Source organism: Nonomuraea sp. 3-1Str, assembly GCF_031570565.1.
GTDB lineage: Bacteria > Actinomycetota > Actinomycetes > Streptosporangiales > Streptosporangiaceae > Nonomuraea.
On record NZ_JALHBK010000007.1, the window covers coordinates 1 to 16,057 of the forward strand.

General features: G+C 60.2%; 6 protein-coding genes and 1 pseudogene. 3 read left to right on the plus strand and 4 right to left on the minus strand.

Features of this window, described 5'->3' with window-relative positions; all coding sequences use genetic code 11:
* Positions 1 to 744 precede the first annotated feature (744 nt).
* The 3 genes from MTP10_RS13550 to MTP10_RS13560 all read left to right on the plus strand — a co-directional run bounded on the left by MTP10_RS13550 (position 745) and on the right by MTP10_RS13560 (position 4,681).
* Entirely contained in the window at positions 745 to 1,128 is a 384-nt protein-coding gene (locus tag MTP10_RS13550; protein ID WP_310709499.1) for a hypothetical protein, read from the plus strand.
* Between the two features lie 86 nt (positions 1,129 to 1,214).
* Positions 1,215 to 2,672 carry an ATP-binding protein gene (locus MTP10_RS13555; RefSeq protein ID WP_310709500.1) on the plus strand — a complete coding sequence of 486 codons (1,458 nt, stop codon included), beginning with the start codon at positions 1,215 to 1,217 and terminating at the stop codon, positions 2,670 to 2,672.
* A 212-nt stretch (positions 2,673 to 2,884) separates the two neighbouring features.
* A complete protein-coding gene (locus MTP10_RS13560) occupies positions 2,885 to 4,681 on the plus strand; it encodes a Druantia anti-phage system protein DruA (RefSeq protein WP_310709501.1) in 1,797 nt (598 codons plus the stop codon).
* Positions 4,682 to 4,815: 134 nt separating this feature from the next.
* Here the strand turns inward: MTP10_RS13560 and MTP10_RS13565 are convergent, their stop codons facing one another.
* From MTP10_RS13565 to MTP10_RS13580, 4 genes and pseudogenes are all read right to left on the minus strand, one after another.
* On the minus strand, positions 4,816 to 10,386 hold the full coding sequence (locus MTP10_RS13565; RefSeq protein ID WP_310709502.1) for a DEAD/DEAH box helicase: 5,571 nt from the start codon (positions 10,384 to 10,386) through the stop codon (positions 4,816 to 4,818).
* Complete coding sequence (locus tag MTP10_RS13570) at positions 10,383 to 11,228, minus strand: hypothetical protein (RefSeq protein ID WP_310709503.1); 846 nt, start codon at positions 11,226 to 11,228, stop codon at positions 10,383 to 10,385. The genes MTP10_RS13565 and MTP10_RS13570 overlap by 4 nt, the downstream gene beginning before the upstream one ends.
* Positions 11,229 to 11,464: 236 nt before the next feature.
* Positions 11,465 to 14,314 carry a hypothetical protein gene (locus MTP10_RS13575; protein WP_310709504.1) on the minus strand — a complete coding sequence of 950 codons (2,850 nt, stop codon included), beginning with the start codon at positions 14,312 to 14,314 and terminating at the stop codon, positions 11,465 to 11,467.
* A 450-nt stretch (positions 14,315 to 14,764) separates the two neighbouring features.
* Positions 14,765 to 15,816, minus strand: a pseudogene (locus MTP10_RS13580) (IS630 family transposase); the annotation flags it as partial.
* Between the last annotated feature and the right edge of the window lie 241 nt (positions 15,817 to 16,057).

Sequence of the window (16,057 nt, forward strand, 5' to 3'; positions counted from 1 at the left end):
TGGCCGCTCAACGCCGCGAACGCGCCCGCATCCGCAGCGAGAAAGGCATCCGCTGGGGCGGCCGACCCCTCGCACCCGCAGCCTGAACCTCACCCAACCCGGCGATCATTTCCGGTCACAGCACTAGGTCTGGGTGAGAGTGTCCTTGGGGCAAGCCGATTGACGGTGGCCGTGCAAAGCGTGCAGCCCTTGGGAAGACATTGGGAAAGATCTCCCGCAAACGATCGCCGACAGCCGTACGTCACCGGACACACGAAAAAGCCCTTGACGGGCGTTCCCCCTGGTCGAGGGCGCCTTGCTACTGGTCGGACCCTGGTGCCCCCGGCAGGATTCGAACCTGCGGCACCCGCTTTAGGAGAGAGGAGGTTCTACGCCTGTTCAAGTGGCTTGACCTGGGAGAATAGGAGACGCAGATGTGGGACACGTAAGATCATCCCGCGCATGTCCCGGGCCCCGATAAAGAGCAACCACCTCATCCGGTGGCAAGCCGATCCGGAGCACAGGGCCGCCAGGCCCGAGCACCGGAAGCGGTGCGGCAGCCTGAGCCGCGCTTTCGCCAGCCGGCCTCTTCCGACCAGTGTTTGCACAGAGATAATGGCCCGATTACGGGCGCTGCTGCCAGCGGGCGACCTGAGGCCTCCTCTGCGCGCCCCCTTGACCGCTCCGGGGCCGCGCCGGAGCGGATCCGAGAGGCACCCACGGGAGGATGTGCCTCGCGCCTCCTGCTTCGGCCATGATGCTCGTATGGCCACCATCCAGTCAGCATCTGAAATCATTCCGCTCCTCGCGCGTCTCCAGGGACGGGAGATCGCTATGCTCCAGGTGCTCGGGATCAACTCGTTGAAGACTGTGTCACCGTCTCCAGAGGCGCTAGCGGGTGAGTTGGTCACAGAGACAGACATCGCTGAACGCAGTATCCGCATCTGCACGGCTAGCCACTGCATCTTCCTTGATCTGCAGCGCGCTGGTCACGTCGTCTTCCTCGAATCCGCAGAGCCGCACCAGCTTGTTGCCATGGTCAGACGCCCGACCGTCCGGCTCCTCTTGGCTGACGGATCGACCCTGGACTTCACTGAACCGTCCAAGACGAAGCGGATCACGGTCAGGATCGTGGGCAGGTCTGGCTGACTCTGCAGTGAAACGATCAACTTCCCAGGCGGCCTCGATGCAGCTACTCTCGACACAGACACTTGAACAAGTCACCGGGAGAGGCGATGGGCCGACAGACGCAACGCAAGGACGACCTCTTGGTCTCCTCCAACTTCATCCGCGCAGTCCGAGAGTCAGGCTACGTGAGCCTCTCAACTGCCCTCGCGGAACTCATAGACAACTCGCTACAGGCAGCCGCGACGGAGGTCAAGATTACGATCGCGCGGCCGGCGGCAGGTGGCCTTCCAGAGATTCGTGTCGAGGACAACGGGGAGGGCATGTCGCGCTCCCAACTCGAGGTATGCCTTCGGTTTGGCGGCTCGTCCCGCTTCGATGAGCGGCAGTCGTTCGGCCGATTCGGTATGGGCTTGCCCGCCGCATCCCTCAGTCAGGCTCGGCGAGTCGAGGTAACTGCCTGGCAGGACAGCCAACCCGCAAATCAGGTCTTCCTAGACGTCGACGCGATCGCCACCGGAGCCCCGGTTGATCTGCGTGCTAGCCGTCTACCCGGCCCAACCAATGGGTCGGGCTGCTTGGTCGTCTGGCAAAATTGCGATCGCATCGAATACCGGCGCCTTGCTTGGCTCCAACGTGCCTTGCGCCGGGACCTTGGGCGCATCTACAGGCGCTTTCTGAGCAACGGCGACCTTGCCCTCACCATCAACGGGACACGGGTCGAGCCGATCGACCCTATGCTGCTTATGGCGAAGGTCGAGGGACACAGCGCACGCCTGGCCTTCGAACCGCTCCGTTACGAGCTTGCAGCATCGTCAGGCGAGACTGCCTTCGTCACAGTTCGGTTCGCGATGCTGCCAGTTCAGCACTGGCATCGTTTGGATAACATGACCAAGCGACGTATCGGCATCGTCGGCGGAGCTGGCGTCTCCATCCTTCGTGCTGGTCGCGAGATCGCAAGTGGTTGGCATCTGATGGGCGCGAAGCGAAAAGAGAACTATGACGACTGGTGGCGCTGCGAGATCGAGTTTGACCCCATCCTTGATGAGCACTTCGGGATTACCATCAATAAGCAGGGCATACGAGCTTCGCAGGTGCTCCAGGAAGCCCTTGCGCCGGAGCTGGAGTCGATTGCCCGGTTACTGAGTTCGCGTGTACGCCAGGCCTTCGAGGAGGTCAAGTTTCAGGCGGCTACGGAGGCTTCATGTCGGATAGCGGAGGCCGCGGATATTGATCTACCGGTTATTAGGAGAGTTGGAAAGGGCTCAGGTGCGCTAAACTATCGGATCGGCTCCGAACAACTGCCGATCGAGACTATGTTTATCTCAGTTCTTAAGCAGCGCACGCTCGATGTAACGCTAAACGTTGACCACCCGGCCTTCGCAGCGTTGTATCGTCCTCTCCAGACGTTGGGCGACGAGGCGGCAGCAGAACTGCGCATTGCACTCGAACTGCTCCTGCTGTCCTTTGCTCGTACCACGGCCCTCCTGGACCGCGATGGCCACAACTGCGAGGCTCTCCTGCAACTATGGAGCAGGACCTACGGACGGATGCTCCAGAAGTCATGAAACAAGAGGACATGCTCGTCCCCCTCGGTCTTCCAGCCGACGCCTCTCGTCGGGAACGACAAGGGTTCGCTCGGCTCTGCGCTCTACTCGCGAGCGCGTCAATAGGTGATAGGTCTCTAGGCGATCACGATCATTGGATTCGGGCCGCCGAGATAAATGATCTATTCGATCAACCCCTGCTCGCCGCTGCGGCTCACTCTGTCATCGATCTCATGAATCAAGGTTGGACCATTCAGGTCGAAGGATCCAACCATCTTTTCACGCCGCCGTCGGTACAGGGTAGTCAGGAGGAAGAAAAAGCTCGGATCCGACGTCAGGAGCATATCCGTCGCGATGAGCAGCTTAGGAAGCGCAGCGTACGCCAATTCGTCGAGAACATGGAACGGGTGCATCAGCATGGAAACCGGCTAATTTCCATATTCAACCTGATGCGCGACGGCCGTGAATTGGCAGAAGCGCTTCAGAGTGCTGGTGCGTCCACGAAGGTCATTAAGCCATACATTCAGATTGTCGACTCCTCGGTTTGCGAGCTAACCGGGTTCAAGCTCCACGACATCTGGAGGTACTTTCGCCATACGTGGTCTAACGCCTATGCGACTGTGCCCGGCCGCTCCATGCCGATCCTGATCCGGGACGCGGCCACTGATTTCCACGCGGTTATTGGCCTGGCGGCGATCTCCAGCCCAGTCGTCCAAATTGCTGAGCGCGACCGTTGGATAGGATGGGAGACGGATCAGTTCCTGGAACAAGTTCGAGCCGAGCCCACTGCCGATATCGCCTGCTGGCTAGCTCACCGGATCGATGCCCAGCAGAGCGAGATCTATGTCGACGATCTGCTTCGCGACGGAGTTCTTCAGCCAACTGATCTTGCGACGCCCACGCCAGAGGTCATCAACCGTCTGCGGGCTGATGCCGAGCGCCACCGTAAGAAGCACCATCAGGCCAGCACGATCCGCGAGGTTCGCAACATCAAACGCGACGCGTGGGTGGAGCGCGCCATGACGGATCTGTTTCGGTGTAAGCGTTCATCGGCGCTCGCAGAGGCTCTTGAAATCGCCGCCCTGCTAGGAGGCTATCTCTCCCCACCTACAGTCGAAGGACTCACCAAGGCGCTTTCAGATCCGAAGGCACGTACGCAGATGCGCCGTGTGGTGCGTCGCGCACGAGGAGAGCGGGTCGGCACTGTCATCGCAGATCTCACCGTCTGTGGAGCCGTGGCACCCTACAACGCGCTGGCGGCTGGAAAACTGGTTGGGGCGCTGGCCGTCTCGCCGCAGGTATTGGCCGCCTACCGTGAGAAGTACGCGCGCCCAAGTGAGATCGCGTCGGCGATGGCCGGCCGTCCGATCTTGCGCGAACCCCGCCTCTCCTTCGTCGGAACCACGTCGCTATACGGCGCCGGATCAAGCCAGTACAACCGACTGTTCTGGCCTGCCGAGGTTATGGGTGGCAACGGCACCACTCGCATGGGTTTCCACAAACTCGGACGGTCGCGTTCCTTTGGGACCTCGCACTTCTCCGAAGAGACGGTTGGCGCCCTAGTGCGCCTCTCAGCGCTGCGTGGGTCGCTTGTTCGAGTCAATAGCCTTTTCGGCGAGGGCGTTAGCCCTCGGCTGCGCAAAGTGCGGCTGGGACTTGCCGCACTCGGCTGGCCTGTCGACGAGCTCCTCAGGCATGGGCGGGAGCGCATCCTGTACGGTGTTCCGCTGGTTGAGAACCTTCGGGACTACACGTTGGGTATCGACCGGGAACCGAAGTACCTACTGAATCCCGAACTGCCCGAAGCAGACGCCCAGGTCTCTGACTGGTGGCTCGAACGCTGGTGCACAAAGAGAGCGATGCGTCAGGACGTCCTTGAGTCCATGCGTTCCCACCGCTTGATCCGGCCGGTGCAGCACGGTGCCCGCGTACCGCTACCTGTCGGAGACGACATGCTGCCCAACCCTACCGAGAGACCGGGCGTTGTCGAACAACTAACCCTCGCTGTTGGCGGGGACGAATACCTCTGATGTTGTGACTAGCCGCCACTGCCCGCGACGACATTTGCGTCGCGGGCATGCCTCCGTCGCCTTCAAGAAAGAGTAGCCGGTGGCGAGTCGCTATCGACATATAGATGCTTGTGACGATGAGGGCCTGTTTTCGCCTACGTCAGCTCTCTCTGAACCAACTGGCTGGCGAATGGCAGATTGCGAGAGATGACTATGTCATCAATGAGCTTGACCGGGACGCTGCCAAGTGCTTTAGCGTCTCGCAATTCGTTGGTTGGTGCCACGTCTGGGGTCAAAGGACCATGGACACCAAAAATCCACTGCCGGCTATCTTGCGTTGCCAGGATGGGCGCAGTTACCGCCTGGTTCCCTTCGAGCTGGATCGCGACGCCTCGCTCGAACCGAATGCCTTCGATCCGTCGACTGATGAGGTCCTCGAAGAGCCTGTCAGCCGACTGCTCGAAACGTTCTCTGTCCAATGTCGGCAGAGTTCCATAGATCAAGTAACGCAAGAGACTAGCGCCGACGCGCCGGTCTAGGAGATTGTGCTCGAACCGATTCCGAAAACTACGCAAACAGCGGTAGCACGACTCATCACACTTTGCTGGGCAGTCTTCGAGGCGTTCCAGGGCCCGTTCGAATATCTCTAGCCCGTATTCGTTGACCCGGCGGGTGAACCCTGCGCCGCCGGCGAGTGTGTCATAGACGTAGACCTCCGCCTCGAGGCCTTCGCTACCCAACGGGGTCAGGGCAGGTCGGTATTCAGCTTGCAGCTCAGTCGCGTCAATGTCGAGCTTCCGTGTCCCAGCAATCGTGAGTGCCTCCGCGACTGTCCGAAGCGCGATGTGGGTGGACAGAAACCCGGGCCTCAGGGTAATTGGCGTCGCTACCTTCAGGCGGATTAGTAGCACATCGGAAATAAAGTCAGTTCCCAGTACCAGGCCTCGCGTGGAGGCTGAGCCTGAGCAGTGCGGTTCCTTCTCGTCAGGGTATGGCTTCTTGTGCGTTCCGATGACCACATGCGACGCGGTCGCTGTGGGTTCTATGAGCCCGCACCGGATGCAATAGGTGTAACCCTCGCTGCGTGGGCCGGTATTGCTGACTAGCAAAGTCTCTCGGCGGTACGTCTGCTCTAGGCGATCAGTGACACGCAGCCAGGCTGCCTCCTCGGTCGGCCCAGGCGCCATGAGTTTGGCGCGAGTCGCATAACTGAGCGCCGGCGCGTCGTCGGGGCTTGTCCCAGGATCCTTGTCAGCCCGATGCGCAAACCCGGGCGGACGCATCCAGTTCTTCGCCTTGCCGAACTTGCCCTCAGCACCGCACGCCGGACAGTCACGCTCTTCTCCGCGTTCGGCCTGGTCGTAGGGGAAGTGCTTCGCGTAGTGGCAGATCTGGCACTCGAAGTAGAGCAGTTTATCCCGCCAGGCCTCGAATCGCTCCTTCTGGACCAGTGCATAGATGGCCCCGGAGGTCCATTCCTTGTTGTCGATCCACACCACCTTGCCCGGGGCGTACTGGCTGAGTGCCACCGGGAGGCCTTGGCTAGGCGCGTAGCGAAACTCGGCACTGTACGGAGTTGATCGGTCAAGGTCAAAGACGTGGAAGGCAACGACATCCGTTGGAAACGCGTAGCGGGGCAGCACACCCTTGTACAGCAGGCGATCGAGCAGGTTCTTCTGACTGCCTCGGACGCTCGGCTCCTCGGCGTCATGCTCGGCGGTGCTTTCTGCTTGCACGTCATCGGACTCCACCGGAGCCTTATGAGCTGAAGAAGTAGGCAGGCTCGTGTCGAGGTCAAGGTCAAGGGCCTTGTCGATCTCTTGCAGCGTGCTCGTAACGACACCGTCAAGGACAGATGCGCGGTCGGCGTGGCTCAACTCATCGGGAAGCCATGATGCAATCTCATCTCGCAGCGTGCTCTCCCTGGCCTTCAGCCACTCTTCAAGACCAACCCGATTCAGGGGGGAGGCTGTCTTCACGAACGCCTCGACGCTTCCGAGGACCTCGAAAAGCTGCGGCTGCTCGTCTGGGGCGATCTCCGGCAACTGGTCCTGATGGTAGCGCTGCAGCAGGTAAGCGATGACGTGTCGCCGAGCAATCTCGTCATTGTCCATCGTCAGCACCGGATCATCCACTTCCCCTCGGATCATGAGCTCCGGCTGACGGAAGTAGTGGTCATCGTGTGTATCAGCGCTGCCGAAGGCTAGGACGGTAGCGACCGCATTGCCTCGACGCCCCGCCCGACCTGCCCGCTGTTGATAATTGGCGCGCGAAGGTGGCATGTTGCGAAGAGCGACGCCGCTCAGGCTGCCTATATCGATGCCCACCTCCATTGTCGTTGTACAGGAAAGGACGTCGATGGCGGCGCGTGCTTGCTCTCCCGAATGGGACAGGCCGAGGTCGATATCTTGGAACAGCAACTCGTGTTCTTCCGCCTTTGAGAACACAGCGTCAGACTGAGCAGCATTGAGCTGCGCAGTGTGCTCGGCGGCAACAATGCTGACCGGCGACTCGGGCGGATTGCTAAGAGCTCGGACAGCGCTAGCTCGGTAATAGCCCTTACGGGCTTGGAAGACAGGATCGGTGTCTGGGTTGAGCGTACGAATATCATCGGCACCGCAGCTAACGCACCTATCGATGCCAGGGAACGGCCGCTGTGTGAAGCGACAACGTTCGCAGTAGCCCCAAAGTGCGCCTAGCTCCAGAGCAACGTTCTTCGCCAACAGTCGGTACTTGCCAGCCACTGGTTCACAGAACTCCGCCAGCAGGGTCTGGAGCCAGCCGTCCCTGAATTTCTTCTTAGCGGTGCTCGAATTGAGCCAACGCTCGATCGCTTGGAATTTGCCCGTGTGCGGCTGGACGCCACCCTTGGTCTTCCACCAGTCACCATCGGTCATCGAGGGAAACCAGATGCCACGAGTAGGAGTACTCCACTGCATCAGCCATAGCCGCACCAGAGCAAGCTTAGCGTCGGCGTTGCTCGCGATACCGTCGATGTCCGGTAGCTTCGTTAGTAGCGCATCCGCTAAATCGGCCCGCTCGCGGAGGGATGCCAGTCCTAGGGACGATAATCCATAGTGCTTGTCCGTGAGCGTTGCATACATTGCACGCAACAGCGACTGCGGCGGTGAGTCGGTAGTCATTAGAAGCGGCATTAGCTCCATCCCGGTGCCCGTAAGAGCTCCCTTATCAATCGCCTTGGCGACATCACGCATGGCATGAAGCGTTTCCGTGGGACGGAGCTCTGGGCGCAGCCGCACTGACAGCACCCGGGCTCCGATCATGACGACGAGGTACAGACGCTCCAAGCTAAGGGACGGTGCCAGGAACGGTTGCTTAGCCAGTTCACTCCATCCACGTACAATAAGGGGTCGAATTACGTCACGCATCGAGTAGTTCTGCAGGTTGGGTGCCAATCGAGCAGCGACCTGCCTTGAGTCGGAGAAGGCGAGTACTTTGCGGCCGCGTAGCGGTGCAAAGTCGCTGTATGGTTGAGCGCCTGGCGGTTGGACTTCGAGCTGGCGTGCCACTAGTGCCTGGAACGGCTGGTCCCCCTTAGTCTGGTGATCTTGAACAGACGAACGGCCATAGCCGGCGAGCTGACCACAGACGCCGCACGGTTTGAACTCTCCGTTTGCCTCGGTCTCATTTTCGTCGTCCCCATCGTCACTGTTGACGGACTCTCCTCCGCGAAGTCGGGGAAGGAAGACGCTGCGAATGCGGGGACCGAGTTCTTCTGGATTGAGCCGGCCTGTGATCAGATCGAGGTCAGCAATTTCGACACCACTCTGAGATGGCTCCTCGAGCAGCAGATCAAGGGCTTGGAGTTCTGGAATAGAACCTGACGCAGACTCAAAGGCTCCCCCCGGCTCGTGCCACAAGTACGAAGGTTCGAGAACGTCATCGGTATACGCTCGAGCGTAGGCAGAGCCACAGTGCCGACAGGTGTACAACTCGAAGACCCTGGTGCCGCAGCTACAGGTTGCTTGTGGTTGCGCGTAGAGCTTGCCCACTGGCCCCGGCGCTGGGATCGCCTCCCGGTCGACCTCTGGACAGTCGGGGTCCAGGCACGCCCAGAGGCCAGGCAACCCACGGAAGAATGCGTGCACGCGACATGGCAATAGGCCTGCGTCGTCCGCAGACCGGCGCGCCGCGCTCCCCAGTGCTACGAGTGAAGAAACGGCCCTGTCTGCAAGTTGCTTGTCGACCGTTGGGAAGATGAATGAGCCCAACTCGCTGATCGGCTGTGCCCGCTTCATTGTCTCATTCACCAGCAGATTCATTGGGCCGAAGCTACTGAGCGCGCGGTGCAGCAGTTCGCCGACCGTGGCGCTCTTCGCTAGGGCTACCTGCCGGTAGTCCAGAAACCCCTGGACGGAAGCGATGCGGGCCTCGTTGTCGCTGCCTTCGTAGAAGGCGTGCATCGGCACTGCCGCCAGAGCCTCCGCGTCCTGGAGGCTGCCCCAATCGGCTAGTTCACGTAGTGCGTGCCGTCCCTCCACCGTCCTGAAGTCGGCTTCGGATTTGCCACTTAACTGCGCGGCGAACTTACGTGCATATTCCGGGCTTGCGAAACTCGCACTGGTGCAGATTACCTGCAGTTGTTCCGGAGCGATCCCAAGCCGAGCGCGAAGGCGACGCAAAAGAAGCGCGACCTCAGCACCAGCCGCGCCTCGGTAGAGGTGGGCCTCATCGATGATCAAAAGAAACTTCTCGTCGGGGTTGTTCTCCAACCAGGCCCGTGTCGCATCAAACACCGGCCGCTCGAGCGGCCGCATCAGCATGTACTCGAGCATCGAGTAGTTTGTGATCAGGACATCTGGGGGAGCTTCCAAGACCTCGTGGCGTGTCAGAAGTTCGGGGTCGTCGGGCTGAAGGACAGCGCGGACAAACTCGCCATTCTTATTTTTCCAGCGAGAACCTTTAGCACCATACCAGGCCTTAAGGTCGGCTTTAGCAGGCCATTTTCCGCGCAGTCGAAGCTTCTTGATGAGAGCTACCGCGTTGGCGTGTTCTGGTGAAGAGGGATTGGCCTCCTTGTCGAGTAGCTGAATGTAGAAATCCTCGATCGAGCGCAACCGCACCTGGTCCTTCTCGGCCCGCCGCACGCCGGGGTACAACGTGCGGCTTGTATAGCGGGCGAAACGTGCCGGTCGGCCGGCCCAGGCGCTGAAATGGGCAAGGACGCGTGGATCACCCAGCAGTAGCCGGAGACGGCCCAACTGATCGTTCACTAGTGCATTCATAGGATAAAGAATCATGGAGCGAACAGCAGGGGCAGCGAACGACTCTGGCTTGTGGGCAGCCTCTGTTGCAAGCTTTGCCAGCATCGGCAAGAGGAAAGACTCCGTCTTGCCGGAGCCAGTACCTGTGGTGACCGCCAGACTGAGACCGTCACGCGTCGTCCACTCTAGCGCTTCGGCTTGGTGAGTATAGGGAGGGTCATACAGTAGAGGCCCGAGGTTTCCCTCTTGTGTCGTCAAGCTTGCAAACAGCGCGTGAACAGCAGCGTCCAGATCGAGATCGGCAAAGCGTCGATTTGTCTGGTAGCGGGGCGTGCTCTCGATGAATGGTGCACGGAACAGCACACCCTCCTGGTCGAGCAGCGTCCGACGCTGGTCGATTAGAGTGGGATGGCTGACGTGGTAGGTCGCCTCAATGTAGTCCCGAAGGGCCGCTGTGATCTTGTTGACTGTCTCTGCGATCGTCGGCTCTTCCACTGTCACTCCACCGCTCCCTCTAGTGTGATGTGCATCCACAGCATGTCAGCGAAGAAGGCCGACAACTCATCAATCTCGGAAGTTGGTGCACGGTAGCAAAGCAACGCTCCAGCTGTCCGCGAGACCGGTGTCCCCGCAAGTTCAAGGTAGCGCTGCGCCCAGCCAGGCACGGGCCCGAAGAGATCTAGAACCCGGCTCTCCTCCGCACCTGGAGTGGACCGGACTCTGAATAGTTGTGGCTGGCCCCTCACAGCGTCGATGGCAGCCTGAAAGCGCCATGCCTCGTCACAGCCAGCAGCTGCTGGGTCATCGAGCGGCAGGTCCAGGAGTGCGCGAGGCACGCCCTGCTCGATCCGTACCAGGCACCACAGGTCCGCGCCATAAGCCTGCGGTCGACGGCCAACGAAGTCTCCAGAGTCGCCGTTCGAGACTGCGCGCCATCGACCTCGGTAGTAGGTAACCGGCATCTCCGGATCAAGGACTGTCAGACCGTCGATCTGACCTGATTCTGCGGCCTCATCCAAACGCTGGCGCATCACGTCGACAATAGTGAGCGCGCGGTCCGGACCAGGATGTTTGAGCCAGTGTGCGCGGCAGATCTCATTCAGGCCGGCCGCGTGCAACTGGGGAGGCGCGATCTCGGCCTTGAGCGAGAGGAGCCGCATATGACGCTCGTACTGCACCACCGCGCCCACTGACTCATCGACGAGTTGCACGCCGTTGGGGCGCACGCCTAGGAGGAGGTACTGACCGGGTGCCTTCCTCACATACGAGGGTGGACCCAAGTAGAGCTGCCTCCCTCCACCGTTATCCACTCTAGAAAGTTCGATCAGATCGCCAATCGACACCAAGAGATTCAATTGCTCGACGACTCGGTCACGCGTTATCCACGACGACTTATCTAGTGGTGCGATGGCCTTAAGTACAGCGTCTGCTAGTTGACGGGGCGTCGCTGGACACAGGAACGAAGCCGCACGGCGAAGTGAGGCACAGAGAGCCTCCGTTGAGAACAGATCCAGAGCCGCCTCGTCCAGGTCCAGTGCACGTACTGTACGTTTGACGACTTCTTGGCTACTGAGGGGACTTATGTTCGCCAAGTTTCTCCAATAACATCTATATTTGACTTATCTCGAAGATCTTCGGTGCCGAGCACCGCAAATCGAGCCGCTCGAATGAGCGCAGGAGAATGAAGTACGGAGTTCAGAAGCGTGTCCCGCTCGGTGGAGTTCCAGTTCGCGAGGCACCCCGGCTCGCGAGCTAGAAGGAGCAGAAGTTCGGCAGCGTATTGCACGTTCCCTATGCCATTGACGGCTGCTAGCGACGCAATTGCGTTGGAGAATCCCTCTCTCAGTGCTGTTGCTGAGTCCGCCCACCTCCAGAGGTGGGTGGCGATTTGCTTGGCTACAGCACGCTGCATAGGAGAGTCGCCCACCAGTCGCTGCATCTCGTCTAACATATCCGGTTGCTTGCTATTAATCAATGGCAGGCGTTTGCGCTCAAGGCGAGCCCACCTGTTTCCAGCGACAAGGGATACGAGGGCAGTCGTGATTGCGTCTAGCACGCGCTCCCGCTGGCGATCGGCAAAGGGGTCTGGAGATCGATCAGCATTCTGCCAGCGATGGTGCGCGTAGATGAGCTCTAGCACCTCGGATAATGACTGGCCTGCGCATTCTACGAGTGGGTGGTCATTCGCATTCTGGCGTAGCTGATTGGGCTCGGGTGGGAGTATAATCGCGGCGGTTGCATTGCCAGATCTCGCCTCCAGCATTCCACCACTATCAGGGAAGGCGATCGGCCGACGCGGATCGCACTCCTCGCTGATCGTTGGGGTTTCAACTCGATATAGGTGAACCCGCGTGTCCGCATCTGTGCGATCGATCAGGCGTGCCTCATATTCGCCATTGCGCCGCTTGATTAGCACCCAACGCAGCGGAAGGAATCCCCGCTCGCAGATCAGCGAAGCAAATTGCACTCCATTTCGCTTCACTGATATCTCACATGACTCAGCTTCGCCGTAAGAGTAGAACGAGTTGCTTTTGCGCAGATGTTGGTTTGAGAACGTCTTCCACGCGTCATGATTGAAGGGAAGCGAGACGGCCTGCCTACGCCGTGCCAGTTCTCCTCCAGCATGGTCACGCAGCACGATCGTCAGCTCAGCTCTTGTGTGGAGCGGTCCATCGATTGAGATGCTTATGCGACCGTCCAACAGCTCGGATAGTTTTGGTCGAGCTGGTGACGTAAACAATCGGATTCCAGACCCTTCCGTGGCCTCAATTGATGTCACGTGCGGGTCGCGAATTGTCAGTATGAGCGACCCGCTTGCCAAGGATTCGCTCATATCTGCTGGCAGTAATGTGACGCCTACCTCATGCGTGCCCACGGAGAGGCCCTCAATAGCGAAGAGCAGTTCTGAGTTGTAGGCGGGCCAATCAAGCACTACGGGAACGTCGTGATCTACGCTAATTACGCATCTATGTGCAGCTCGAGTTGAACGGATTAGCAGCATCGCTGGCTCACCGGCTAGCCACTCGACAGCACCTTCCCCATCCCATGCGCCAGGTACCAGTCCAACCGGGCCGATAGAGACATCGGACACCACCGCTAGCCCCGCCGAGGCTAGTCGAGCAATATCTGTATCTCCAACAATTTGTGGAACTGTTATTTCAAAACCGCAGACCCCCTCAGCTAAGATCGTTGTCTTAGTGCTCCATGGCAGCGAGAGTGAGTCACTTTCCAGCCGTCCGACCAGGCAGTACTGGTATCCGGGCCGCATCGTTTTGTTTTTGACTTCGACGGCCGGCCCGCCGGCTTGCTTACGGAACAACCACCACGGCCCTCTGCTGATGGCACAGTGATCAGCTATCAGTCGGTTTATAGCTTCGGTGCCATGTTCTAGTTGGATGAGGGGGACTTCGTTCCGCGGCCACGCATACAGGGGCACCTTATCCGGATACATTAGCTTTCCGCGCGGAAGAGGACCTCGATTGCCTTCCACGCTTGGTCGTAGGCTGCGGAGCTCCTGGATAACCTGCTTCTGTCGATTCTGCAGTGGAGTAAGATCGGGCAATTCCAGATATGGGCGCCAGCCGTCGCTGTCGCGTTGAAGCAGCAGCTTTGGGTCGGTGGCATTTGGGAGACGGTTTATCGGTTGCCTAAAACTAGGGTCCGATTTGGGTGGGCGGAACCCTCTGGAGCGTACCAAGTCGGCCGAATGCTTGGCACGAGACAGCCAGGTACGTGATTGCTGCTCGCTAGATAGGCCTTCAACCAGACGATCGAGCGTCGACCTAACGAGGTATGGGCACTCTTCGTCATCGCCTGAGAGCAGTGCTGCAGCGACTTGCCCGAGGAGCCCCTGATTAGCGCAGAAGATTTGAAATCGCTCACTGTATCGGCCCGTGCGAGAAGCGAGGCATGCACCTAGGGAGCTGGGGTCCCTGAGCAACTCCGAGGTCAATACCGTGCGCGACTCGAACAGCAGCTGAGCTAGCTGTCTTTGGAGGTACGTTGGCATGACCGCGTGAGTGATCGGCCAGGCAATGATGCTGAAGTTCGCGGCAAAGCTTCCCTTTGGCTTAGCTCCGCCATAGCCTACTGAGAATTCCTCAAACCACTGTTTGATACGGTTTCGGTTGTTCGAAACGTTCCATCCCTGCTTGCTCTCCCAACCCGGTGTCTCCTGAGAGAAGAGCGGCCAGTACTCGCCGCCTACATAGTTGTAACCGATCTCCGCGGCATACACGACAAAGGGCAACCACCACACGCGGTTCCGAGCACTGAGCCCTTGCGCAATGGCATCACGGACCGCTACAAGGAGCAGTTCGAAATCCACACCACTGAGGTCATGTTCCAGAGCGAAGACAGGAGCCGTGGGTTGCAGTGCCTGGCGGTGTTCGTGCAGCGTTCGAAAGTGGTGATCGAGACGGTTGTGCAAGTACCTGAGGATTTCGCCCGAGTCGCTACGTGCTAACCCCTCCACACTCGACCGACCTCCCTTGAGCCCTACCTTGCGCATAACAGTCTGGAACAGGACACTGACAATTTGAAGAGTCTCCCCTGGCACAGTTGAACCTGCAGCATCTCAGTGACCATGCGCGGCTGGATCGGGATCCGTGACCATCTGGCAGGCCGAGTGGGCGCCATGCCGGCTCAGGTCGACGAGCTCCATCGTGGGCAACTTCTGAGGAAGCACGTCAGACCAGTTCCTGGGGGTAGTACTCGTGATCGGATGCGGCTCCAGACCCTGGCGGTCTGCTGGTCCTGTGGCGAGGTCTTTCGCAGACGCTCAGAGCATGCATCGGAGATCACCATAGGAGTCGCTGCGAAGGCGGCGCGGAAAGCCTAGTGCTGTGACCGGAAACGATCACCGGGTTGGGTGAGCTTTTCAAGCCGCGCATGCGAGAGGTCGGCCGCCCCAGCGGAGGCCCTTCTCACTGCGGATTCGGGCCCGCTCGCGACGTTGGGCGGCCAGCACGTCGGGGTAACGGGCGTGAGCGTTGCACCAGCGCAGATAGGCACGCAGGGCCCGCGTTTGGACGACGTGGTTCGGGTGGTCGGAGTTGGCCAGGGTGAACTGGCGCAACGGACCGAAGTGCGCCTCGATCGGATTGGCCCACGACGCATACGTCGGCGTGAACAACAGCCTGACCTTGTGCTTGTTCGCCCAGGAGCGGATGCGCCAGTTCTTGTGCGCCGACAGGTTGTCCAGGATCACGTAGATGGGGGCGCCGTCCGGTCGGACGGCGCGGACCGACTTCAGGGCGGCCCAGGTGTGGTCGATGCCCTTGGGGCTCGGTTGACGCCCCACAACAGGTGGTCCCCGACCGAATAGCAGCCGTGGAAGTAAGTCACGCCCTGGGTGCGGCGGTAGGTCGCCGGCAGTCGGTCGGGCTCACCAGAGGGCGCCCAGCCCGAGCCGGCGGTGGGTCGGATGCCGAGCGGCCCGAACTCATCGAAGGCGAAGGTCCTCTCCGGCCCGTGCGTCAGGGCGTAGTCGATCTCCTCGAGCTTGGCGTCGAGGTCCGGGTCGGGCGAGTCCTTCCAGGTCTGGGTGCGCTGGAAGGTGATGCCGTGGCGGGCCAGCAGGCTGCGTAACGCCTCCCGGCCGATGGTGAGGCTGCGGCCGGGAAGTCGGTGCAGGTAGTGCAGAAGTTTGCGGATGGACCAGCGGGTGAACGGCTGGCCGAGCTTGCTGGGGCGGGTGGTGGCCGTCGCCGCGATGAACTCTTCGTCATCAGGACTCAGTGGGCGGGGACAGCCTCCCGACCACTGAGGGTCCAGGCAGGCCAGCCCGATCTCGTTGAAGCGATGGATCACATCGCGCACGGTGTCCTCATCGGCCTGCACCAGGCGGGCGATGACCGGCACGGTGTTGCCGCCGGCCGCGGCCAGCAGGATCATCGCCCGCCGGTAGCGGACCGTGCTGGTCGTGCTCTTGGTGCGTGAGCCTGCGGACCTTGACCGGTTGCGTCACCTGGCCTCCTGCATGTTGATCGGTGGTGATCAGCACCATCCAAGTGGCAGGACCGCCTCAGGCGCCAACCCGGTGATCATTTCCGGTCACAGCACTAGCCAGTTGATCTGTCTGCGGTCCAGGTAGCATCCCCAGCCGGAGAACGCTCCGCTGGCCGGTGACATCGCACCAGCGTGTACATATTGCTCGCGACTCCGCGCTCGC

Bases quoted from the DNA above. Each gene is read 5' to 3' on its own strand.
- MTP10_RS13550 (WP_310709499.1), top strand. From the start codon at position 745: ATGGCCACCATCCAGTCAGCATCTGAAATCATTCCGCTCCTCGCGCGT.
- MTP10_RS13555 (WP_310709500.1), top strand. From the start codon at position 1,215: ATGGGCCGACAGACGCAACGCAAGGACGACCTCTTGGTCTCCTCCAAC.
- MTP10_RS13560 (WP_310709501.1), top strand. From the start codon at position 2,885: ATGAATCAAGGTTGGACCATTCAGGTCGAAGGATCCAACCATCTTTTC.